The following is a 22,672-nucleotide window of genomic DNA, read 5'->3' as shown; positions in this document are numbered from 1 at the left end:
GTCATTCTCCCGGAGGGCGCTGGAAGCGCCTGGTGTAAACCCACATCGCCAGCAGCACCAGCGCCAGCAACATGAAGGACAAGGCAGCACCGAACGGCCAGTTACGCGCAGTGCCAAACTGGTTCTGGATCAGGTTGCCTATCATCAGGCTCTTGCCGCCGCCCAACAGCTCGGGGATGTAATAGGAGCCGATGGCCGGAATGAACACCAAGAGGCAGCCCGCCACGATGCCGGGCATGGCCAGTGGCAGAATCACCCGCCGTAGCGCCTGCCAGCGGTTGGCGCCCAGGTCGAAGGCCGCCTCCACCAGCCGCCAGTCCATTTTTTCCAGACTGGTGTAGATGGGCAGCACCATGAAGGGCAGGAAGGAATAGACAAAGCCGATGGCCACCGCCGTGGGGGTGTACAGCACATCCAGCGCACCCTGGCTCAGGCCCAGCGCGGACAGGCTGCTGTCGATCAGCCCGCCGTTGCGCAGCAGCAGCATCCAGGCGTAGGTGCGTACCAGCAGGTTGGTCCAGAACGGGATGGAAATCAGCAGGATCAGCCGCTGGCGGGTTTTTTCCTCTTTCAGAGCGATGTAGAGCGCAGTGGGAAAGCCGATCAGCAACGTCACCACGGTGGCAAAGCCGGCCAGCAAAAACGAACGACCGAAGATTTGCAGGTAATCGCTGTTGAGCGTGAGGCTGTCGTCCAGATCGCGCTCGTACAGGAATTGCACATAGGCATCCACACTCCATTCATGCCAGCGCACGCCGCCGTAGGTGTCGGGGGCCAACACCGACATCCAGGCCATCAGCAGCATGGGTAGCAGCATGAACAGCAACAGGGTGAGCGTGGTGGGTGCCAGCAGCAGGCGACGACGCCAGCGCCGATGCGGATCAAGCGACATGGTCGGCCTCCTGCAAACGGTGGAAGGCACCCGGCTGCGCCGACAGCTGCACGCGCTCGCCCACCCGGGCCAGCCGCACTGCTCCGCTGTCATTGGTATTGCGCACCCGGCAGGGCTGACCATCGGCCAGTTGCACGGTGTAAACGGTATCCACACCGCGATACACCACCTCGGAAACCACGCCGTGCAGGCCGCTACCGCTGGTGGACAGTTGCAGGCGCTCGGGCCGCACCGCCAGCGCGGCATGGCCGTCGTGGCTTTGGTCCAGCACGGTGCCGGGCAGGCTGCCTGCCTGACCGAAATGCAGCAGGCCATCAGCCACCCGGCCTTGCAGGAAGGAGGTTTCGCCGATGAAGTCCGCCACGAAGCGGTTGGCCGGACGGTCGTAAATGTCCTCCGGGCTGCCCACCTGTTGCAGCTTGCCCGCCGACATCACCGCGATGCGGTCGGACATGGTGAGCGCTTCTTCCTGATCGTGGGTGACAAATACAAAGGTGATGCCGGTTTCGCGTTGCAAGCGCTTGAGCTCCACCTGCATTTCCTTGCGCAGCTTCAAATCCAGTGCGGACAGGGATTCGTCCAGCAGCAAGACCTTGGGTGACGGTGCCAGCGCACGGGCCAGCGCCACCCGCTGCTGCTGACCGCCGGACAGCTGGTGCGGACGGCGGCGGGCAAAGCCGGACAGCTTCACCAGCTCCAGCTTTTCCGCCACGATGGGCTTGATGTCGACGGCTTTGACACCGCGCATTTCCAGCCCGAAGGCCACGTTTTCTTCCACGGTCAGGTGTGGAAACAAGGCATAGCTCTGGAATACGGTATTTACCGGGCGCTGGAAGGGCAGCTTGCCGGACAGCGATTCGCCATACAGGCGGATGTCGCCGCTGCTGACGTCCTCGAAACCGGCAATCATGCGCAGCAAGGTGGTCTTGCCACAGCCGGACGGGCCCAGCAGGGTGAAGAATTCGTTCTCGCGGATGCTCAGCGCAATATGATCCAGCGCCAGTACCGCATGTTCATCATGGCCAAAACGCTTGCAGACATGGTCGACGTCAATTGCCACACGATTGCCGGTCATGGCAGTCCTCCGGTGCAAATGCTGTGAAAACACGCCCCCGCACCACGCCGCGCGGCGATGGTGTCGGGTTGCTGTCAGAATCAGGAAAAGCCTGGCGCTACACGCCGGGCGGGCGGGCATGACCGCACGGCATCAGCCGTGCAGCCGGGTCATCGCACAGGAAGGAACTGCCGTGGCAGATCGGGAAACGGTCTCGCCCGGGCAGGCTGCCGGATGGGCACTGCGGCTGGTACGAGGCCGGGGGCTGCGCCATCTTGCGGGCGGCAAAGCCTGGCTTGCTCATGGTTTCTCCTCCGTGTTGTGTGATCGGACATGGCATTGCCTGCAGGCCGGGCATGCGCCGCGTGGCACTCTCCTGGCGAGGGAGAACTGGCCTTGGCAATGACATCGAGTGGTCCGTCTTTTTTTTATTCATTCTGCCAACAAGTGCTACGACGAAAAGATACAAAGCGGTCAACTATGGGATAAATACGGCCAAAAATAGCGTGCGCACCGCGCTTAGGACAACAGCTATCGCTTTGGACAGGCCATTCAGGACAGGGCAGCCCTACGGTCCGGCAGCAAGGTCGGCAGGGGCAGAAAGGCAGGAATACACAGCGGCGTCAGCGCCGCAAATCGGAGGGTCGCTTGCCGGTCCAGCGGGCAAAGGCGTGGCGGAAACTGGCGGATTCGGCAAAACCCAGCCGCTCGGCAATCATGCCGATGGACAGGCTGCTTTCCTGCAGCAGATGCAGTGCCTGCTGGTGCCGCGCCTGATCCAGCAAGGCCTGGAAGGAGGTTCCCAGTGCTGACAGCTTGCGCCGCAGGGTGCGCTCGGACATGTGCAAGGTGGCGGTCAGCTCGTCCAGCCGGGCAAAGCGCACCGGGTCGGACTGCATCAGGCGCAACACCCGCGCCACCAGTGCCGAGCCGTGACTGCTGGCCCATTGCTGCTGCTGGCGCTGGCATTGCTCCAGCGCCATGTGAAAGCTGACCGCATCGGCCAGCGGCTGGGGCCGGTCCAGCCATTTGGCCGGAAACAGCAGCGCGTTTTCCGCCATGCCAAAGCTGCCCGCCTGACCGAAAATGGCCGGATAAAGCCCGGCATGCGCGGGCGGGGCAAAACACATGTGCACCGCCTTGGGCGACCAGCGCACACCCATGCAGTCGCGGGCGATGGTCCACATCGAGGACAGGCACATTTCGGCATTGAAGCTGAGCAGATCCTCGCGGTAGCGGTAGCCTTCGGCCAGCAGGCAGGCATCCTTGCCCCGCTCTTCCAGCCGCAGAGTGAAATAGCTGGCCAGCAGCAAGGGAAAGCGGATGGCGGTTTCCAGTGCCACCCGCAAGGTGGGGCTCACCAGCATGGTGTAACCCAGAATGCCGTAGTTGGAGGTATGCATGGCATGGCCCAGCCGCAGGCCAAGGGCATCGTCCTGCGACAGGCGACGCGCAGTGTCGAAGACGGTGAGTTCCTGATGGTGGTTGATCAGCCGCGCCGGTTCCAGCAGGCGCTCCGGCGGAATGCCGCTGCCGGCCAGCACCTCGGCCGCGGCAATGCCCTGCTCGGCCAGTACATTCACTGTGGTGACAATGGCATGCAAGGACACCGGCCGACTGGAAGGGTTGTCGTGGCCGGGTGGGGCAACAGGGTCAGGACTGGCGGGCCGCTCCGGGTGCATCGTTGTATTCAGCCATGGCCGGCAGGCCATGTGCTGTCTCCGACTGGGGACAATCGCCTGATCTTGCCGTCTTGCCTGCTGACTGACAAGAGCACTGCACCCCGGCACGGGCAGCTGGCTGACGCATCAAATTTTGTAAATCTGCTTGTCGCTGGCCCGCCATGCCCGGAACAATACGGCTGCGCACGCAGACCAACTGCAGGCCATGAATACATGGCTGGCGCAAACCCGACCTTGCCACGGCTTCACTCCGGCAGGTTGCTTACCCGCACAGGGCCGTTGCGGCAGTGCGCTTTCTCTTCGCAAGACTCCGTTCCGGATGGACATAGCCAATACCATGATCACACTGCACAAAACCCTAGCCTCTTCCTGCTGCCTGATGCTGGGCTTGCTATGCACCCAGGCTAATGCCGCCGTCTCCATGCTGTCGGTATCCGACAGTGTCAGCGCCACGGTGGGCAGCATTTCCACCTCCTTGCAGAACTCTTCCAAGGCCATCGGCAATATCGCCGAAGGCGACTACAAGGTGGTGGCCGTGGCCCAGGCCGACCAAGCGGGCAAAACCCGGCTCACCCTGGTGCCGGTAGCCGCCGCCAACAATACCGAGCCTTTCAATCTGTTTGTGGCACAGGCTGATGTGAAGCACAGCGGCGTGGAAACCGGCCAGATCGTGCATGCACAAAAACAGGCCTATGGCCTGGTGTTTGCCCGCGCTGACAACCAGCAACCGTTTGCCCTGCTGCTGGATCAGGCATGGAAGTCCGAAGTGCAGCCCAAGGTGGTGTCCTGATCCTGCTGCACCGTCACACCGGCCGATGGCTGCAAGCCCTGCTGATGGCAGGGCTGTTTGCCGTGTCGGCCACACTGGCCAACACGGCGGCGGCATCTTCCTTGATGTTCTGCGAACAGGCCTCACAGCAGAGCGTGGCACGCAAGAGCGACCTGCTGCTGTTCAGCCAGCAGGTACGCCAGCTGCTGGATGAATCCGGCCATCAGGCGGCCATCATCTCTCGCTCCGGGCTGGACCTGGAGCGTTTTCACATTCGCTTGTCGCACGCTGGCATCAGCCTGCGCAACAATGCCAACTCGCCCTGGTCGGTACGCCAGCTGTACTACGCCTGTGAGGAACAGCGGCCGCACCTGTACGACCAGGGCCTGCCGGGCTTCCTGATCGACCAGCCGCAAGGCAGCAATGTCTACCTGTCCATCCTGCTATTACCGGCAAAACAGGAAGAACAACTGGTAACAGCCGCGCTGGACAACAAGCTGTCGCTGCAACTGCTGGGTGCGGACTACAGCGCCAACGCCTATCCCTTCTCCACCCGCTACCAGAACTGCAACCAGTGGCTGGTGGAGCTGCTGGCCCACGCCTGGGGGCAGTTACCGCGCGCAGGCGATGGCCGCAAGCTGGCACAGGACTGGCTGCAACAACAGGGCTACCGCCCGGATACCGTTGATGTGAAACACCGCTACATGGTGTGGGCGGCCAATGTGGTGCCGCTGGTGCACAATGGCGACCACCCGGACAGCGAACTGGCGGCAAACCGCTATCAGGTGAGCCTGCCCGCGGCAATCGAAGGTTTTGTGCGCCAGCAGGCCGCCGGGACCGAACGCATACAGCTGTGCCTGCGTGGCAAGACCCTGGTCACTCACCGTGGCTGGGACGACATGGCGGATGATTGCCAGCCGGCCGAGGGTGACACCGTGCAGCAGCTGGGCTGAGTACAAACCGGCACGCTTAACCTTTCTTTACCCGATCTTTACATCCAGCGGCCTCATGCCTGCGCGCTGGCATGCCGATAATGAAGCATCCGATCATCATTTGTATGCAGCGAGACCGTGATGGATATCAGCAAAACAAACTCGGTGAACACCAGCGGAACCAGCACACTGGGCAGCAGCGGCAAGACTGCCGCCAGGGCAGGTAAAGACAGCAACACGCTGGACAGTGATGGCAAGGCGGCAAGCGCCTCGCCGTCCACCATCGTGAAACTTCAAAGCAAGGGCAAGGCGGATGAGGCCAGCAGCGACAGCAATGCCGCCAGCACGGATGACAACGCGCCATCCGCCGTCAAATCCTTTACCTACGGTGTGCTTAACCTGCCCGACCCGGCAGCCGACCCCGCCCCGGTGCCCGCCCAGACAGAAAACAGCTATTTCACCGCAGGCCGCTGGGCCGCAGCCGCAGTGACGGTGGGTACGCTGATTTCGCTGGTGGTGTGAGTCTGCATCCAACTGCATCGTCAACATGCAAAAGGCCGCTTTGCAGCGGCCTGTTTGCTTTGCAAACCCAGCTCAGCGGCGTTCAGCGCCGGGCAATCAGCACAATCCCCACCCCCACCAGCAGCATGCCGGCCAGCTCGCGCGCCAAAGGCCATTCCCCCAGCTGCACCGCCGCCATGGCCACCGCCAGCAGTGGAATCACCAGCGCATTGAAACTGAGCGTGCTGGCAGGCAAACGCTTGAGCAGCCACAACCAGGCCAGCCAGCCCACCGCACTGGACAATACCCCGGCATACAACAGCCCCAGCACAAAACTGCCGGACCAGTGGATATGGGCAAAATCCGCCCACGGCCACAGGGCCAGAATCGGCAACAGGCCGATCAGCGCCTGCCAGGCCGAAAAATTCAGGCTGTCGAGCTGACCACAGCGCGTCGCCCGCTTGCTCAGTACCGAACCCAAGGCCCAGAAGAAACCGGCCAGTACCGCCAGCAACATGGGCAATACCCCGCCATGCAGCTGCCATGGCGCCACAATCAGCATCAGCCCGACAAAACCGGCGGCCAAGGCCTGGCCGGTACGCCGGCCAAACGGTTCGGCCAGCAGCCAGCGTGACAGCAGCGCCACCCAGAACGGCATGGTGAACACCAGCACCGAGGTACGCCCCGCCGCTCCCGCCACCAGCGCCAGGGTAATGGACAGGCTGTACAGGCAGGTGGTGCTCAGCCCCACTTGTGCAGCCTGCGCCAGACGCTGTGGCCGGATGGCACGACCACGCGCCAGTAGCACGCCAAACAGGGTCAGGCTGCCCAGCGTGGTACGCAAAATCAGATGGGTAATGGGCGTGGTGGCCTGCAAGGTCTGCTTCATCACCACATAGTTGTAGGCCCACAGCGTCACCAGTGCGGCAAACAGCAGCATGGGCAGCCAGCGTGCGGACGTGGTGGTGCGGGACAGGAAGGGATTGAGGGTGGTACTGGAAGCCGACATGGTGCATCTCCGATGGATGCTGCCAGTTTAAGCAGCCCCCTGGCTTGCACTGATGCGTTTTACTGCGCCAGAATGCACGCAAACTGATGATTTTGAATATTCAATGCAGGAAAACTGACATGGCCGAAGATAAACAGCTGGACAGCTACGACCGTAAACTGCTGGCCCTGCTGCAGGAAGACGCGCGCCGCACCCACGACGAACTGGCCGAAGCCGTCAGCCTGTCGCCCACTGCGGTTACCCGGCGGCTCAAACGGCTGCGCGGCGAGGGCATCATCCGCCGCGAAGTGGCCCTGGTGGACCCGGCCGTGCTGGGACGCCCGTTACGGCTGGTGGTGAATGTGATTCTGGAACGCGAGCGCATTGCGCTGGTGGATGCCTTCAAGCAGGCCATCCGCGCCGCGCCGGAAGTCGTGGAGTGCTACCACGTGACCGGGCGGCCGGACTTTGTGCTGGTGGTACTGGTGCGCGACATGGGCGATTACGAACGCTTTTGCCGCGAGCACATCATGAGCAATGACAATGTGCGCGAGTTTGAATCGCTGGTGGTGATGGAAACCACCAAGTACAGTACCGCCGTGCCACAAGACACGGCGGGCGAAGGCAACTGAAAGCCGGGCCAGCCCGTAACCGGTTCAGCCTTCGTGCAGCAAGGCGTGCTGGATTTCCGACAAGGCCTGCGGCACGCGCATGAAATTGAGCGGCATGCCCAGTCGCCGTGCCATATGGGACGAAGAAAACATACCGCACAGCTGGTAATGGCCGGTGTTCAGGTCCAGCTCGGCCACCAGCGCATGCTGCCGGCCCTGCTGCTTCAGCGTGGACACCATGTGGCCGACGGTAGCGTGCTGCACATCGGCCAGCGACAGCATTTCCAGCTCGCTGCGCGGAGTCATCACGTCGCGCACCAGTACTTCATCGTGGCGTTTGCCGTGCTCCAGCATGCACTGCACCGGGCGTTCGCCCAGAATGTCCGACGCGGTAATCAGGCCCACCAGCCTGCTTTCGTCGTCCTGTACAAACAGCAGGCGAATGCCGCGGCTGATCATCAGGTTGTGCGCATGGCGCAGGGCTTCGTCCTCGCCAATGCTCACCGGGTCGATGATGCGCAGGTCGGTCATCACCTCCAGCGCCGGGCTTTTCAGATTGATGGGCCGCTGCGGGCGCTGGTCCAGATGAACCAGATCGGTATGTTTGGGCATGGCCATGGATGGCAGCGCTTGGAATGTGGTTTCCATGTGACTCTCCAGCTGATGGATGTTGTTGTCTGGCTAGGCTGTTGCCTGGTCACAGTGGCGCGGCAGGCAGGCTGTCACGTCGCTGACGGGTTGCACCGGAACTGTCTCCCCTATTCCGGCCCAGATTTCATTCTAGGCAGGATTTTCCAGATGCAAGGCCATCGTGATGGCCCAAGCTGCAAATAAGTGTTGCCCGCAAGCGGCCAGCTTCTGCAACCGCTAATACAGTCACAAGCCGTGCTGAAAAATCAAGGTGGCCAGCCCAGCCCGCCAGACCTGCCTCTTGTACTGCATCCCTGCCCGACCGACCAGTGATCGCGGTCATACCCCCTCCCCTCCTGCCACGCCGGACATGAAAAAACCGCCGTGAAGGCGGTTTCTTTGCTGGAGCGATAGCAAAACAGCTTACATCTGCATGATGGCTTCCAGCTCTTCCACCGTTTTGGGGATGGGCTCGCCCAGCACGCGGCTGCCGGTTTCCGTCACCAGCACATTGTCTTCAATGCGGATGCCGCCAAAACCGCTCATGTCGGCAAAGCGTTCATAGTTGATGTACTGGCTGTGACGGCCCTCGGCCTGCCAGGCGGCAATCAGCGCCGGAATGAAATAAATGCCCGGTTCCACCGTCAGCACCATGCCCGCCTTCAATGCCTTGCCCAGCCGTAAATAGCCCAGGCCGAACAGCGGACTGCGCTGCACGCTGTCGTCATAGCCCACCAGGTCCTCGCCCAGGCCTTCCATATCGTGCACGTCCATGCCGATCTGATGCCCCAGGCCATGCGGGAAGGCAATGGCATAGGCTCCGGATTCGACAATCTCCGCCACCGGGCCGTGGAAAAAGCCCAGCGCGCTCATGCCTTCCACCATCACCCGCGCCGCCAGCTTGTGCACGTCCAGGTAACGCACGCCGGGCTTGATCGCGGCAATGGCCTGCAACTGCATGTCCAGCACGATGTTGTACAGCTCGCGCTGTTGCTGGTTGAACCGCCCGCCCACCGGGAAAGTGCGGGTAATGTCGCTGGCGTAGCCGCCACCAGAAGTACAGCCGGTGTCGTTCAATACCAGGTCGCCCTTTTGCAGCACATTGTCGTGGGCATGGTTGTGCAGCACTTCGCCGCGACGCGAGAAAATCGACGGATAAGCCAGCTGCCAGTCGTGACGGCGCATGATGCCTTCCATGATGCCCACCACCTGATGTTCCACCACACCGGGGCGCGAGGCCTGCATGGCGGCCACATGCATGGCACCGGTCACCGCCAGCGCCGCTTCCATTTCCGCCACTTCTTCCGCGCTCTTGATTTCACGCAGCGCCACCACCGCGCGGGTCAGCGCAGCGGAAAAACCTGCCGCCACCTCGGCCGGATGCACAGCCAGCAAGCGGCCCAGCTCCAGTTTGGTCTCGCCGCGATAGGGTGCCAGATAGTGGACAGTGCGCCCGGCAGCACGGGCGGCAGCCAGCGCTTGCTCCAGCGCAGCATAAGGCTGGCTGTGGCTGATACCGGCAGAGGCGGCGCGCTCGGCCAGCGTTGGCAGCGGGCCGGTCCACACGATGTCGGCCACGTCCGGGTCATTGCCGAACAGGGTGGTAGTGCCTGCGGCAGTGTCGATCAGCGCCGCCATGCCCGGCTGGTTCTGGCCAAAGAAGTAGCGGAAGCTGGAATCCTGCACAAAGGGAAAGATGTTGTCGTGGTAGTTCATCGGCGAATCCACATTGCCGACAAACAGCAACAGGCTGTCCGGCATGGACTGCTGCAGCGCGCTGCGGCGCTGCTGATAGGTGGCAGCAGAAAACATCACTCACACTCCTTTATCTGGCCATGCCATCCGCACAACTACCGGCCAGCTGGCATTTTATGGCGAAAAATCACGCAAACTGCGGATTGTATACAGAGCAGACACTGTACACGGCAAGCCGGAACATGACCAGCATTGCCACCAGGCAGCTCTCATGGTGTGTGCAGACAGCTGCAACCTCTCTGTGCAGAAGCTGGCACACGGCCAGCAGCAGTGGCATGCAATCAATATTTAGCTGCTGATTGCCGGCAGCTTGTCGGGCTGACCGCCGTATAATTGCATGGCTTTTGTTCTGGCACGGCAGCTGCCCCGGCAGGCCTTGCCAGCGTGCTCATTTGGCCGGATTCACGCCTTTCTTTCTCAAGTGATACGCATGCATTTTGACAATCTCCCCATCCTGTTCATCCTGGCCATCTCGCTGATGGGCAACAATTTCACGGTATCCATTGCCGCGCTGGTCTTGCTGCTGATCAAGCTGCTGGGGCTGGACAGCTGGTTGCCGGTAATCGAATCCAAAGGCATCAATGTTGGCGTCGCCATCCTTACCGCCGCCGTGCTGGTTCCAGTGGTATCCGGCCGGGTGGATGGCAACAGCATTGCCAATGTGTTCAAGTCGCCCGCCGGCATCATCGCGGTGCTGACCGGTTTGCTGGTGGCCTGGATTGCCGGGCAGGGCGTGCCCTTCATGAAGTCTTCACCCGAAGCGGTAACGGCACTGATGATAGGCACGCTCATCGGCGTGTGCTTTTTCCGTGGGCTGGCAGTGGGGCCGCTGATTGCCGGCGGCGTGGTTGCGCTGGTACTGGGGCTGCTGAAGCTCTGAGCCGCCCGGATTGCCTCAAGACGCAGCAGATTGCAGGTCGATGTACTGTTGCTGGGCACAGCAGCCTGAATGACCGCGCGGTCTTCGCTGCCCGTCAGCAGCCCGTTCACCCTGTCCTGCCAATAAAAATGGCCGCTTGCACATGCAGGCGGCCATTGTCTTGTCTGAATCAACACTCAGTTTTTGCCCTGCATCACCGGCTTGCTGGCCGGCGTGCTTTTGGGTCGCGCCTTCAAGAGCCAGCTGACACTTCCACCGGAGAGCACCCTCATGCCCAGCCGGTTCTGGCCAAAGAAATAGCAAAAACGGGAACCCTGACAAAGGGAAAGATGTTGTCGAGGTAGTTCGTTCGCGCATCAGCATTGCCGACAAACAACAACTGGCAGGCCGGCTTGGACTGCTGCGGCAGTGTTGACAGGCACCCTCAGACAACATCGCCCACGCTTTTTACTTGGCTATTCCATCAATGCAAGCACCTGAAATATGACAGCTTGTTGCATGAAATATGACCATTATTTTATTCCATACCAAAAAACTTATTTAACATATTACTGCCGATCAATATGTAACACTAGGAAATTTCCAATGATTTTCAGGAAAAAACATTGATGTAGCGTTATTTTATTTAACTAGAATTCAAAACCTGATTCCGCCTTGACAAGATCAAATCAGACACGCAGGCCAGCCTCCTCGCATCATCAATAAAAATGACAACATCACTCATCAAACTCAATTAACAGGAAAAAATATGAAGTATTTTACCGGTAAACAATTAAACATGCCGCTGCTGACACAGGAAACATTTTTTCATCCTAATACTCTTGCATCCTATCCGGTACGAGTGTTTGCCAACAGCCATATCACCTTGCCGGTCGCTAATACACCATGCATTACATCGAGCACCCTATTCTCGGCAAAAGAAATTGCCAAATATTTATTGGGATTTCCCCACATTTTCCTCACTTATTTATTTACATTTTCCAGGCAAATTTAGCTTAGAGTATATGAAAATGAAATACATTACCACTACACCGCAGATTATCAGCACCATATCCCGGATATTTGGCATGTTTCGCCTCAGCATTAAAGCACCAAGTACCAGTTTATATGCATTCATTTTCTTTACTATCGTTCCGGCATCAGCTGCATTTGCCGCATGCACGCCCACCAACATTACCTTCTCTATTCCTGATCAGCAATTTAATCTCAACGCTATTCCGCTTAACGGAAAAATTGGCAGCGAATTGATCTCTGCCGCAACCGATATTTTCAAATGCACAGATACCGGAGGAACCAGCGTTACCGGCCGGGATATCGGGAATCAGACCACAACCGCCATTAGCATTGATGGTAGAACTATTTTCTCAACATCTGCCCCTGGCATTGGCTATGCATTGGCCATCGAGCCAACCAACTTTTGCTCTAACACCTTGCAATGGGTACCATTTCTCACCTGTAAAACAACAACAAAAGCATTCAACTTCAACGCCAAAGTACGTATTCAATTTTATAAAACAGGACCAATAAAAAGTGCCAGTAGTATTTCGATAAACACAAAAAATTTCATAATATGGGAAAATCGTTCAGGGGTTAATGACGTAATCACGACCATGGCCATAAATTTCAATCCATTCAACCTGACCGTTAACACTTGCAGCTTGCTATCAGGTAGCATTACTAATATTAATCTCCCGCAAATAGCACGATCCAGCTTACCCAATACCAATAGTATTGCTGGCTCCACCCCTTTCCGTTTGACCATTACCTGCCCAAGCAATATCAATCTGAATATCACCTTTACCGACAACAACAATATCGGTCAAACCACGAATATTCTGACCCCTGCTACAACATCGACCGCCAAAGGCGTGGGCATTCAATTGCAATACAACGGTAAGATCATCAGTTTTGGTCCGGACTTAGCCGAACCCGGCACCACCAACCAGATTGTGCTGAACTCCAACCTCGCCGGCGTGCAAAGCTTCCCTTTCAGCGCCTCATATATTCGTACCGGCACTGTGACTCCTGGAAGCTTATCCTCCACGGCCACCTTCACCCTGTCCTACCAATAAAAAATGGCCGCTTGCGCATGCAGGCGGCCATTGTCTTGTCTGACTCAACACTCAGTTTTTGCCCTGCATCACCGGCTTGCTGGCCGGCGTGCTTTTGGGGCGCGCTTTCAAGAGCCAGCTTACGCTGCCACCGGCCAGTACCGCCCACAGCGGCGAGCCGAGTCCGGCGATGGTGACACCCGATGCTGCCACGACAAAGGTGAGCAAGGCGGCTTCGCGGTGGCCTTCGTCCATCAACGCGGCGGTAAGCGAGGACGCCAGCGTGCCGAACAGCGCCAGCCCGGCGGCAGTCACCACCAGTGCCTTGGGCAGCAGCAGCACCAGGCCGGCCAGTGCACCACCGGCAATGCCCAGCACGATGTAGAGCACTCCGCACACCAGCCCGGCCATGTAGCGGCGTTGCGGGTCCGGGTGGGCCTCCGGCCCGGTGCAGATGGCGGCGATGATAGCCGCCAGCGTCACGCCATGTCCGCCCAGCGGCGCGGTGATGACTGAAGCCAGACCCAGCACGGTGACCGGCGAGCGGGCCGGAATGTGGTAACCGGAAGCAGACAGCACCGCCATGCCGGGCAAGAACTGGCTGGTAAGTGCCAGCAAGGCCAGCGGCAAGGCCAGGTTGACGAAAGCCGTCCACGACCACTGCGGCATGGTGAACAAGGGGCCGCTGCTGCCCTGCCAGCTGCCCGCCGTACCGTACATGCCTTGCCAGCTGGCAATGGCCAGCCCCAGGCCAATGGCGGCCAGCAGCGCAAAGCGCGGAAACAGCTTGCGGCCGATGAAGAACAGTACCGTCATCGGCACCACCAGCAATGCCTGCTGGCTGGCGGCAGCGGCCACGTCGGCAACAAAGTGGAACAGGATGCCGCCCAGCATGGCGGCCGCCAGTGAGGCCGGGAAAATCTTCATCAGCTTGTCGAAGGCACCGCTCACCCCCACCAGGGTGACAATGACGGCGGCAGCCAGGAACGCCCCCACTGCCTCGCCATAGGGCACGCCGGGCAGCGCTGCCAGCAGCAGCGCCGCGCCGGGGGTGCTCCAGGCGGTAATGACCGGAACGCGCCAGCGCAGCGTCAGCCAGATACCGGCCACGCCGGAGGCAATGGACACCGCCCACACCCAGGAGCCAAGCTGGGCGGCACTCAGCCCGGCAGACTGGGCGGCATGCACAATGATAAGAAAGGGGCCGGAATAACCCACCAGCAGTGCCAGCACTGCGGCAAGCCCGGCCGAAGGCGAGAAATGGGACCAGCTGAACGGCACACGATCAGCATGCGTCTGGCTGGCAGGAGACTCTCGCGGGGAAAGCGTGGACATGGATGAACTCCAGGATGCGTCAATGCACACAGGGTAAACAATGTCGGCCGGTCTGCCTTCCCACACGGCGGGCAAACAGCGTAGACTGGGCTGAATCTGTTATATAGAACAGCGATGACCGACACTCCGCTCTACCTGCATATCGCCCGCCAGCTGCAAGCGCGGCTGGACAGTGGCGAATGGCCGCCGGGCAGCCGCCTACCTGCTGTGCGTCAGCTGGCAGCCGAACACGGCGTCAACACCTTGACAGCACTGGCGGCCTACCGCCATCTGGAAGAACAGCAGCGTGTGGTGGCGCGTCCACGCAGCGGTTTCTTTGCTGCGCTGCCGCGCCATGTAGCGGAAAGCGGCCATATCACCCCGCCCGGCCCCACTGCCGCCGCGCTGGTGGACGTGGACAGCCGCATGAGCAATCTGATCCGCCTGTCGGCCTCGTCCATCCGCCAGCAGCTGCACATGGCCGAGGCGCACCACAGCCTGTATCCGGCGCAGGAATTGTCGCGACGCATGCAAATGCGGCTGGCCCGCCAGCCGGAGCTGATTGGCGCTTACCTGCCCACCGCCGACCAGCAACAGCTGTACCAGCAAATACGCCGTCTGGCCTCTGGCTGGCAGCTGGATATTCCGGCCGACCACATCCTGTTCACCCAGGGCATTACCGAAGCCATCAGCCTGTCGCTGCGCCACCTCACCCGCCCGGGCGATGTGGTGGCGGTGGAAACTCCGGTGTACTTCGGCCTGCTGCAAACCCTGCAATCACTGGGCCTGAAGGCGCTGGAGATTCCGTGCACGCCGGATGCCGGGCTGTCGCTGGAGGCGCTGGAATTCGCCCTGCGCCACGGTGCGCCGGTGAAATGCCTGGTAACGGTGACCAACTTCCAGAACCCCACCGGGGCGCTGATGCCGGACGACAACAAAAAGCGCCTGCTGCAACTGGCGCGCCGTCACGGCCTCACCATCATCGAGGACGATGTATTCGGCGAGCTGTATTTCGGCAACCAGCATCCGGCCCCGCTCAAGGCCTGGGACCATGACGGCGACGTGATTTACTGCTCGTCCTTCACCAAGAGTTTTGCCCCGGCCTTCCGTCTGGGCTGGCTGTCCGGCGGGCGTCACCACGCCGCGCTGGAGCGGCTGCGCGAAAGCAGCAGCCTGGTCAGCCCGGCCATCCTGCTTGGCGTGTTGTCCGAGATGCTGGCCAGCGGCGACTACGCCCGCATCAGCCAGCGCATTCGCCAGCAGCTGAAACAGCAAATGGAACAATTGAGCGATGCCGTGCTGGACGCCTTCCCGCGTGGCACCCGCGTACGGCGGCCACAGGGTGGCATGCTGCTGTGGGTGGAAGGCCCGGAAGGGCTGGACAGCCAGGCCCTGCTGGAAGCCGCGCTCTCCCGCTCCATCAGCTTTGCTCCCGGCCTGGTATTTTCTGCCGAGCCGCGTTTTGGCCACTGCCTGCGTATCAACTGCGGCCAGCCCTGGTCCACCCAGCTGGCCGAGGACATCCACCTGCTGGGCTGGCTGGCAGCAGAACAACTGGCCGGACGGCTGTGATGGATCAGGTGGATTGCGTGGTGATAGGCGCGGGCGTGGTGGGCTTGGCCATTGCCCGCCAACTGGCCATGGCCGGGCGCGAGGTGCTGGTTTGCGAGGCAGAAGGCCAGATTGGCCAGCATTGCAGCAGCCGCAACAGCGAGGTGATTCACGCCGGGCTGTACTACCCCACGGGCAGCCTGAAGGCGCGGCTGTGCGTGCAGGGCCGCGCCATGCTGTACCGCTATTGTGCCGAGCGGCACATCCCGCAACAGCGTATCGGCAAGCTGCTGCTGGCCAACACAGCTGCCGACATGCCGCGCTTGCAGGATATTGCCCGCCGCGCTGTCGCCAATGGCGTGGAGGATCTGCAATGGCTGGATGCCGCCGGGGTGCGTGCGCTGGAGCCGCAACTGCAAGCACATGCCGCCTTGCTGTCTCCCTCCACCGGCATTATCGATAGCCACGCCTTGCTGCAAGCCCTGCTGGCTGATGCCGAAGCCCACGGCGCGCAACTGGCCTGCCATTCCCCGCTCAGCCGTGGCCGGGTAGTGGCAGATGGCATGGAACTGGAAATCGCCGACATCACCATCAAGGCCAGATTGGTCATCAACGCAGCAGGTGCCTGGGCACCTGCCATGGCCGCCAGCATGGCCGGTGTTCCACGTGAAACCATCCCGACCGCCCACTATGCCCGTGGTGTGTATTTCAGCCTGAGCGGGCGTTCGCCGTTTTCGCGGCTGATCTACCCGCTGCCGGAAGCGGGCGGGCTGGGCTGCCACCTGACGCTGGATCTGGCCGGACAGGCGCGCTTCGGCCCGGATGTGGAATGGATAGACGGCGTGGACTACCGGCTGGACCCGGCGCGCGCCGCTGCCTTCTATCACAGCATCCGCCGCTGGTGGCCGCAGTTGCCGGACGGTGCATTGCAGCCGGGCTATGCCGGGGTGCGCCCCAAACTGGCAGGGCCGGGCGCGCCGGATGCCGACTTTGTCATCCAGGGCCCGGCACAGCATGGCGTGGCCGGGCTGATCAATCTGTACGGCATCGAATCCCCCGGCCTGACCAGTTGCCTGGCGCTGGCGGCGCTGGTGGGTGCCATGGCCAATCAACACATATGAGACCGACATGACAGACAGCCCCACCCTGCACTCCATCAATCTGGCGGCAGTCAGCCCCATGCTGATCGAAGGCCGCCGCATCATGAGCGGCATCAACAAGCTGCCGGTCAGCACCCTGCAACGGCCCGAGTCCATTGCGGTGGGCAAGCTGGGGCTGGCGGGCGACGAGCAGGCCGACCCCACCGTACACGGCGGGCTGGCCAAGGCCATCTACGCCTATCCGCTGGAGCACTACCCGTTCTGGCAGCAAGCCTGCCAGCAGCATGGTTCGCGCCATGCCGGCAGTGCTTTACACCACGGCATGCTGGGAGAAAACCTCACCATCAGCGGCCTGCTGGAACAGCATGCCTACGTGGGCGATGTGCTGGAATTTGCCGATTGCCGACTGCAGATTACCGAACCACGCCAGCCCTGCTTCAAGTTCCAGGCACACATGGACATGCGCCTGGCGGTGAAGCTGATGGCGCAAAGCGGGCATTGCGGCTTTTATCTGGCGGTACTGCAAACCGGCACGCTGCGCGCCGGGGAAAGCTTCCGCATCCTGCCCGGCCCGCGAGAGCTGAGCATGGCCGACGCCTTCCGCCGCCGCTTGCGCCGACTGGATTGAAGCCACCGCATAAGCCGACAGCATTTGGCGAAATGCGCCGCTCATGTAGAATCAGACAGCCTCCAACACTGCAGCATACTGACAAACGACCCGCCACCATGATCATTCTCAATCAGCGCCAGCAGGAACTGCTGGGCATCGTCCATCGCGAAAGCTATGTCACCGTGGAAAAGCTGGCCGCCCATTTTGGCGTCACCCACCAGACCATACGCCGCGACATTGCGCTGATGGCGGAACACCAGCTGCTGCAGCGCTATCACGGTGGTGCCAGCGTGCTGTCCAGCGTGGAAAACGTGGCTTACAACGCCCGTCAGGTGTTGTGCATCGAGGAAAAGCGCCGTCTGGCCGCGCTGCTGGCCAAGCAGATTCCCGACAATGCCTCCTTGTTCATCAATATCGGCACCACCACTGAAGAAGTGGCCAAGGCACTGCACCGCCATCGCGGCCTCAGGGTGATCACCAACAACCTGCACGTGGCCGACATGATGTGCGACTACCCGGATTGCGAAGTCATCGTGCTGGGCGGCGTGCTGCGCAAGCGCGACCGCGGCATCACCGGCGAAGCCACGGTGCAGCTGATCCGCCAGTTCAAGGTGGACTACGGCATCATCGGCATTTCCAGCATCGAAAACGATGGCGTGCTGCGCGATTACGACTATCGTGAAGTACGCACTTCGGAAGCCATCATCCAGCAATCGCGCCAGGTGCTGCTGGCGGCGGACCATTCCAAGTTCGGCCGCCCGGCGCTGGTGGAACTGGGCCATCTGTCACAGGTGCATGCGCTGTTTACCGACAAGCCGGTGCCGCCGGAAATGCAGGCGGTGATTGCCGAAGCGGGCACCCAGCTGTTTGTCGCCGACTGAGACCTGCTAAAAAGCCGCCTTGCCGTACTTGCTGTACTGTCTGCGTCGGCAGGCCCTGACCCGGATTTTCTGCGAGGTTTTGCCAGCCGCGCTGTGCGAACCTCTGCCACATCAAGCTGCCAAAAACTGTTCCAGCCCGAATGTCGAGGAGCCCCCCATGTCTGCATTCACCCGCCACACCCTGTCCATCGGCCTGTCCGCCCTGCTGCTGGCCACCACGGCCCAGGCCGAACTGAGCAAAGGTGCCCCGGCCAGCGACTTCAGCACCGAAGCTTCGCTGGGCGGCAAACGCTTTCATTACTCGCTGAACGAGGCGCTGAGCCACGGCCCGGTGGTGCTGTACTTCTACCCGGCGGCCTTTACCAGCGGCTGCACGGTGGAAGCCCACCTGTTTGCCGAAGCCACCGACAAGTTCAAGGCGCTGGGCGCCACGGTGATCGGCGTGTCCGGCGATGACATCGAAAAGCTGCAACGCTTTTCCGTGTCCGAATGCCGCAGTAAATTCCCGGTGGCGGCGGACAAGGATCGCAAGATCATGAAAGCCTACGACGCGGTGATGATTCCCGGCACCAGCTACGCCAGCCGCGTCTCCTACGTCATCACGCCGGACCATAAAGTCTGGTACAGCTATAACGCCATGGCCCCAGACCAGCATGTCAGCAATACGCTGAAGGCGCTGGAAGCGTGGAAGGCAGCGGGGCACTAAGACCCGCTCACACTCCCCGATGCTGCGTAGCGCCGACTTGCCGTACTCACTGTACTGTCTGCGTCAGCGCGCCTTGACTCGGGTGCTCTACGAGGTTTTGTGAGCGGCTCTAAACCGGTCTCAGCCAGCCCGCGCCGCCAGCGCCGCTCCGCCGATAATGGCAAAGCAGGACAGCAACAGGCTCCAGCTGGGCGTGGCCAGGCCTGCGCCCAGCAGCAACAGCGTGGAGATCAGCGGTGCGGCGTAGGACAGCACGCCAAGCAGCGGCAGATTGCCCTGCTTCATGCCGATATCCCAGGTGAAGAAGGCAATACCCACCGGCCCCAGCCCCAGGGCCAGCACGCCCAGCCAGGCCGTCCATGGTGCAGTCCATACCGTGCTCTCCCCGTACAGATGACACAGCGCCGCCAGCAAGGCAGTTGCGGCACAGAACCAGCCCACCGCATCGGTCGGCACCTGTGCCACCAGACGGCTGGCCACCGAGTACAGCGACCAGATCAGCGCGCACAGCAAGGCCATCAGGTAGCCGGGCAGGTACTGGCGGGCAAAACCGCCCTGCCCGCCACCCAGCAACAGCCAGCAGCCACCCAGCGCCAGCAGGCCGCCCAACAGATGCCAGCGTGACAGGCGATGGCCGGGCAGCAAGGCGGAAAACAGCAGAATCAGCAGCGGCCACAAATAGGCCAGCAGGCTGACCTGCACCGCCGGGGCCAGCCGCATGGCCAGGAAATAGCAAAAGTGATAACCGAACAAGCCGCCCACTCCCAGCGCCCAGGCCAGGGGCGGCTGACGCAGAAAACGGATAGGCGACTGAGCGGCGCGCAGCCATTTGGCCAGCATCAGGCCAAAGGCCAGCGCAAAGGTCATGGCCAATAGCTGAAAGGGCGGAAACACTCCGGCCGTCAGCCGGGTCAGCAGCGCAAGGCTGCCCCATAGCAGGATGGACAGGCTGCCGATCAGCGTAGCCTGGTGGCGGGTAAGCATGGGCAATACTCCCAGACAAGCAAAAGCGCAGTGTAGGCAGGATGGCGCGCGGCGACTTTGCCGGGCTGGCGGGCTTATTTGGCCGGATGGCGGAAATGGCTGGGCGCGATGCCGAAATGGCGGCGGAAGCGGTCGCTGAAGGCGGACAGGCTGGCATAGCCGCATTGCTCGGCCACCTGCTGCACCGGCAAGCTGCCCTGCTCCAGCAACAGCCAGCCATGCTGCATACGCTGCTCCAGCTGGTACTGGCCGGGGCTCATGCCCAGTTGGCGGCGGAACAGCTCCGACAGCTGGCGCACGCTCAGGTGGGCCGCCGCCGCCAGCTGCGCCAGGCTGATGTCCTCGGCAAAGCGCGCATCCAGCACTGCGCGGGCAGCGGCCACCCGCCGGTCCAGCCTGCTGTCGGCCCCGGCACGCTCCGCCAGTAACTGGGTGAGCAAGAGCAGCATCTGCCGCCTGCCGTTTTCACCCGTATGAGGCCGGGAGAGCTCGGCGCGCAGAAACTCCACATAAGCCAGCATGCCGGCGTCCAGCGGCAAAAAGGCAGGCAGGCTGGCCAACTGCGGTGCCAGCGTGGCCGGAACATTGGCCACCACGAAGGCATTGTCACCGGGTGCAGCAAAGCCATGGCTGTTACCTGCGGCAATCACCGCCAGCTGGCCGGCCTGCACCACGCCGCCACGGCCCTCGACATCCAGCTCCAGGCAGCCATGCGCCGGCAGCACCAGCTGATGGTAATCATGCTGATGCTGGTGGCTTTCCTGCTGGTAACTGCGCAGCTCCAGCAACAGGTCGTCATGGCGGGACATCCGGCTATGGTAGCGGGGCGGGCTGGGGCTGGGTGCATGTTCGTACAAAAAAAATGCCCCACCAACCAGGGTGTTGGTCACAGATTACTCTCGCTTTCTGCAAGGAAAGCGAGGCTCCCTTGCAGGGCAAGGGCGGGGGAATCGGGAATAGATAGAAAGGCTGCGGAATCAATCTGTGAGTCGAAAGGCCCGGCTTTGCCGGGTCCTGTGCAATCGCACCAAATCACTTTGTCAGCAGCCTGGGCCTACGGGAGGAGATGGGCGCAAGCCCTGATACAACAAGATACGACCACAACAAATCGTGACGCTTAGCCCGGCTGGGTGCTGTGCACTACGGTACTGTCCGGCTGCACCGCGCACTGGCGATAACGGGCCAGCCAGTCAGTCAGCACGACACTGGCATTGGCTGGCAGGTGCAGACGCAGCTTGCTGCGTCGCCACAGGATGTCCTCGGCACTGGTCGCCCATTCCTGATCCACCAGATAACTTAATTCGGCCTCATACACGCCGGGCAGCACTTCTTCGCCCAGGTCGGCCAGGCTGCGGGCACTGCCGATCAGCGTATGCAGCCGCGTGCCGTAGCTTTTCACATAGCGCTGCACCAGAGCAGCAGGCAGCCATGGATAGCGCTGCTGGCTGGCCGCCAGGAAAGCCGCCGCATCGGCATTCGGCATGTCGCCACCGGGCAGCGGCACACCGGCCGTCCAGGTGGGCTGCTGATTGCCCAGCAGCGGTGCCAGGCGGTCCACGGCTTCTTCCGCCAGCTTGCGGTAGGTGGTGATCTTGCCGCCAAACACCGACAGCATCGGCGCACCGTTATGGTCCAGTTCCAGCGAATAATCACGCGTCACGCTGGAGGCATTGCTGGCTTCGTCGTCCAGCAGCGGGCGCACGCCGGAATAGGTGCTCAGCACGTCGTCCGGGCCGATCTGGCTGTTGAAGTAGCGGTTGCTCATGCGGCACAGGTAGTCCACCTCGTCGCCATCAATCTGCACGCTGCCGGGGTCGCCGTGGTATTCCACATCGGTGGTGCCGATCAGGGTGAAGTCGTTTTCGTACGGGATGGCAAAAATGATGCGCTTGTCCGGGTTCTGGAAAATATAGGCATAGGGGTGATCGAACAGCTTTTTCACCACGATGTGACTGCCTTTCACCAGACGGATGGACTTGGGCGACGGCAGCTGCAAGGTGTCTTTCAGCAGGCTTTCCACCCAGGGACCGGCGGCATTCACCACCGCGCGCGCCCTCACCTGCTCCTGACGACCATCTTCGTGTTGCAAGGTGCACAGCCAGTTTTCGCCTTCGCGCCGCGCCGCCACACAGGCGGTACGGGTGACAATGCGCGCACCGTGCTCGGCGGCCGCCATGGCGTTGAGCACCACCAGCCGGGCGTCCTGCACCCAGCCGTCGGAATAGACAAAGCCACGCTTGAATGCGGCTTTCAGCGGTGCGCCGGACGGATGTTTGGCAAAGCTGATGGTTTCCGAGCCGGGCAGTACTTCGCGCCGGGCCAGATGGTCGTACAGGAACAGCCCGCAGCGGATCATCCATTCCGGACGCTGGGCCTGGTCGTGCGGCATGACAAAGCGCAAGGGCCAGATGATGTGTGGCGCGGCCTTGAGCAGCACTTCGCGCTCCTGCAGCGCCTTGCGCACCAGACCGAACTCGTAATATTCCAGATAGCGCAGGCCGCCATGAATCAGCTTGGTGCTGGCCGACGAGGTATGCGCGGCCAGATCGTCCTTTTCGCACAGCAGCACCGACAGGCCGCGGCCTGCTGCATCGCGGGCAATGCCGGCTCCATTGATGCCGCCACCAATCACCATCAGGTCGTAGGGTTTCACAGTTTCATCCTCGGTCTTGTCTGTATCCGGCTTGCGCCTGTCACTACAGGGCAAGAAGGCGGATTGCGTGTGTTGATGGTGTTAGCGTAGCGTCATACGAAGATCAATTCAACACATAATGTTCGTTT

The 22,672-nt window shown here is 61.4% G+C and carries 23 protein-coding genes; 12 read left to right on the top strand and 11 right to left on the bottom strand.

What is annotated here, in order from left to right; genetic code table 11:
- Nucleotide 1 precedes the first annotated feature (1 nt).
- From DKK66_RS08030 to DKK66_RS08015, 4 genes are all read right to left on the bottom strand, one after another.
- Nucleotides 2–892 carry an ABC transporter permease gene (locus tag DKK66_RS08030; protein WP_062789550.1) on the bottom strand — a complete coding sequence of 297 codons (891 nt, stop codon included), beginning with the start codon at nucleotides 890–892 and terminating at the stop codon, nucleotides 2–4.
- Complete coding sequence (locus DKK66_RS08025; protein WP_131356965.1) at nucleotides 882–1,967, bottom strand: ABC transporter ATP-binding protein; 1,086 nt, start codon at nucleotides 1,965–1,967, stop codon at nucleotides 882–884. The genes DKK66_RS08030 and DKK66_RS08025 overlap by 11 nt, the downstream gene beginning before the upstream one ends.
- Before the next feature lie 97 nt (nucleotides 1,968–2,064).
- Nucleotides 2,065–2,250: a hypothetical protein gene (locus DKK66_RS08020; protein ID WP_045846305.1), complete on the bottom strand. Its 186-nt coding sequence runs from the start codon at nucleotides 2,248–2,250 to the stop codon at nucleotides 2,065–2,067.
- Between the two features lie 319 nt (nucleotides 2,251–2,569).
- The gene (locus DKK66_RS08015) at nucleotides 2,570–3,658 is read right to left on the bottom strand and encodes an AraC family transcriptional regulator (RefSeq protein WP_131356962.1); all 1,089 of its coding nucleotides are present in this window, start codon (nucleotides 3,656–3,658) and stop codon (nucleotides 2,570–2,572) included.
- Nucleotides 3,659–3,965: 307 nt separating this feature from the next.
- Here DKK66_RS08015 and DKK66_RS08010 point away from each other — a divergent pair, with 307 nt between their 5' ends.
- The 3 genes from DKK66_RS08010 (at nucleotide 3,966) to DKK66_RS08000 (ending at nucleotide 5,851) form a co-directional block, all read left to right on the top strand.
- The gene (locus DKK66_RS08010) at nucleotides 3,966–4,418 is read left to right on the top strand and encodes a hypothetical protein (protein ID WP_131356959.1); all 453 of its coding nucleotides are present in this window, start codon (nucleotides 3,966–3,968) and stop codon (nucleotides 4,416–4,418) included.
- Nucleotides 4,382–5,350, top strand: coding sequence for a DUF2145 domain-containing protein (locus DKK66_RS08005; RefSeq protein WP_131356956.1), 969 nt, complete (start codon nucleotides 4,382–4,384; stop codon nucleotides 5,348–5,350). Before DKK66_RS08010 ends, DKK66_RS08005 begins: the two co-directional genes overlap by 37 nt.
- Nucleotides 5,351–5,470: 120 nt before the next feature.
- Nucleotides 5,471–5,851 (top strand): hypothetical protein, encoded by a 381-nt coding sequence (locus DKK66_RS08000; RefSeq protein ID WP_131356953.1) that lies wholly within the window; start codon nucleotides 5,471–5,473, stop codon nucleotides 5,849–5,851.
- An 82-nt stretch (nucleotides 5,852–5,933) separates the two neighbouring features.
- Here the strand turns inward: DKK66_RS08000 and DKK66_RS07995 are convergent, their stop codons facing one another.
- Nucleotides 5,934–6,839 (bottom strand): DMT family transporter, encoded by a 906-nt coding sequence (locus DKK66_RS07995; protein ID WP_131356950.1) that lies wholly within the window; start codon nucleotides 6,837–6,839, stop codon nucleotides 5,934–5,936.
- A 119-nt stretch (nucleotides 6,840–6,958) separates the two neighbouring features.
- Here DKK66_RS07995 and DKK66_RS07990 point away from each other — a divergent pair, with 119 nt between their 5' ends.
- The gene (locus DKK66_RS07990; RefSeq protein WP_131356947.1) at nucleotides 6,959–7,450 is read left to right on the top strand and encodes an Lrp/AsnC family transcriptional regulator; all 492 of its coding nucleotides are present in this window, start codon (nucleotides 6,959–6,961) and stop codon (nucleotides 7,448–7,450) included.
- Nucleotides 7,451–7,474: 24 nt separating this feature from the next.
- Here DKK66_RS07990 and DKK66_RS07985 read toward each other — a convergent pair whose 3' ends face one another.
- Both DKK66_RS07985 and DKK66_RS07980 read right to left on the bottom strand, forming a co-directional pair.
- The gene (locus tag DKK66_RS07985; RefSeq protein WP_045845992.1) at nucleotides 7,475–8,077 is read right to left on the bottom strand and encodes a CBS domain-containing protein; all 603 of its coding nucleotides are present in this window, start codon (nucleotides 8,075–8,077) and stop codon (nucleotides 7,475–7,477) included.
- A 405-nt stretch (nucleotides 8,078–8,482) separates the two neighbouring features.
- The gene (locus DKK66_RS07980) at nucleotides 8,483–9,871 is read right to left on the bottom strand and encodes an aminopeptidase P family protein (RefSeq protein WP_131356944.1); all 1,389 of its coding nucleotides are present in this window, start codon (nucleotides 9,869–9,871) and stop codon (nucleotides 8,483–8,485) included.
- Nucleotides 9,872–10,244: 373 nt separating this feature from the next.
- Between DKK66_RS07980 and DKK66_RS07975 the strand changes: the two genes are divergently transcribed.
- The 3 genes from DKK66_RS07975 (at nucleotide 10,245) to DKK66_RS07965 (ending at nucleotide 12,766) form a co-directional block, all read left to right on the top strand.
- Nucleotides 10,245–10,694: a DUF441 domain-containing protein gene (locus DKK66_RS07975; protein ID WP_131356941.1), complete on the top strand. Its 450-nt coding sequence runs from the start codon at nucleotides 10,245–10,247 to the stop codon at nucleotides 10,692–10,694.
- Nucleotides 10,695–11,442: 748 nt separating this feature from the next.
- Nucleotides 11,443–11,688: a hypothetical protein gene (locus DKK66_RS07970; protein WP_131356938.1), complete on the top strand. Its 246-nt coding sequence runs from the start codon at nucleotides 11,443–11,445 to the stop codon at nucleotides 11,686–11,688.
- 73 nt (nucleotides 11,689–11,761) lie between these two features.
- Nucleotides 11,762–12,766, top strand: coding sequence for a fimbrial protein (locus DKK66_RS07965; protein WP_165494124.1), 1,005 nt, complete (start codon nucleotides 11,762–11,764; stop codon nucleotides 12,764–12,766).
- A 51-nt stretch (nucleotides 12,767–12,817) separates the two neighbouring features.
- On the opposite strand, the gene DKK66_RS07960 is transcribed toward DKK66_RS07965, so the two are convergent.
- Nucleotides 12,818–14,080 (bottom strand): benzoate/H(+) symporter BenE family transporter, encoded by a 1,263-nt coding sequence (locus DKK66_RS07960; protein WP_131356932.1) that lies wholly within the window; start codon nucleotides 14,078–14,080, stop codon nucleotides 12,818–12,820.
- A gap of 114 nt (nucleotides 14,081–14,194) precedes the next feature.
- Between DKK66_RS07960 and DKK66_RS07955 the strand changes: the two genes are divergently transcribed.
- The 5 genes from DKK66_RS07955 (at nucleotide 14,195) to DKK66_RS07935 (ending at nucleotide 18,907) form a co-directional block, all read left to right on the top strand.
- The gene (locus DKK66_RS07955) at nucleotides 14,195–15,631 is read left to right on the top strand and encodes a PLP-dependent aminotransferase family protein (RefSeq protein ID WP_045845987.1); all 1,437 of its coding nucleotides are present in this window, start codon (nucleotides 14,195–14,197) and stop codon (nucleotides 15,629–15,631) included.
- On the top strand, nucleotides 15,631–16,731 hold the full coding sequence (locus tag DKK66_RS07950; protein WP_131356929.1) for an NAD(P)/FAD-dependent oxidoreductase: 1,101 nt from the start codon (nucleotides 15,631–15,633) through the stop codon (nucleotides 16,729–16,731). The genes DKK66_RS07955 and DKK66_RS07950 overlap by 1 nt, the downstream gene beginning before the upstream one ends.
- Before the next feature lie 7 nt (nucleotides 16,732–16,738).
- Nucleotides 16,739–17,338 (top strand): MOSC domain-containing protein, encoded by a 600-nt coding sequence (locus DKK66_RS07945; RefSeq protein WP_131356926.1) that lies wholly within the window; start codon nucleotides 16,739–16,741, stop codon nucleotides 17,336–17,338.
- Between the two features lie 101 nt (nucleotides 17,339–17,439).
- Nucleotides 17,440–18,201 carry a DeoR family transcriptional regulator gene (locus tag DKK66_RS07940; RefSeq protein WP_204376859.1) on the top strand — a complete coding sequence of 254 codons (762 nt, stop codon included), beginning with the start codon at nucleotides 17,440–17,442 and terminating at the stop codon, nucleotides 18,199–18,201.
- A gap of 157 nt (nucleotides 18,202–18,358) precedes the next feature.
- A complete protein-coding gene (locus DKK66_RS07935; protein WP_045845983.1) occupies nucleotides 18,359–18,907 on the top strand; it encodes a peroxiredoxin in 549 nt (182 codons plus the stop codon).
- 120 nt (nucleotides 18,908–19,027) lie between these two features.
- Here the strand turns inward: DKK66_RS07935 and DKK66_RS07930 are convergent, their stop codons facing one another.
- The 3 genes from DKK66_RS07930 to glpD all read right to left on the bottom strand — a co-directional run bounded on the left by DKK66_RS07930 (nucleotide 19,028) and on the right by glpD (nucleotide 22,544).
- On the bottom strand, nucleotides 19,028–19,891 hold the full coding sequence (locus DKK66_RS07930) for a DMT family transporter (protein ID WP_131356923.1): 864 nt from the start codon (nucleotides 19,889–19,891) through the stop codon (nucleotides 19,028–19,030).
- Between the two features lie 74 nt (nucleotides 19,892–19,965).
- On the bottom strand, nucleotides 19,966–20,700 hold the full coding sequence (locus DKK66_RS07925) for an AraC family transcriptional regulator (protein ID WP_131356919.1): 735 nt from the start codon (nucleotides 20,698–20,700) through the stop codon (nucleotides 19,966–19,968).
- Between the two features lie 308 nt (nucleotides 20,701–21,008).
- Nucleotides 21,009–22,544, bottom strand: a complete 1,536-nt coding sequence (gene glpD, locus DKK66_RS07920) for a glycerol-3-phosphate dehydrogenase (protein WP_131356916.1) — start codon at nucleotides 22,542–22,544, stop codon at nucleotides 21,009–21,011.
- Nucleotides 22,545–22,672: the final 128 nt, after the last annotated feature.

Origin of the sequence: Aquitalea sp. USM4 (genome assembly GCF_004328945.1) — a bacterium.
Classification (GTDB): domain Bacteria; phylum Pseudomonadota; class Gammaproteobacteria; order Burkholderiales; family Chromobacteriaceae; genus Aquitalea; species Aquitalea pelogenes.
Note: the sequence above shows the minus strand (reverse complement) of the source record. Positions and strands in the feature narration are given on the sequence as shown.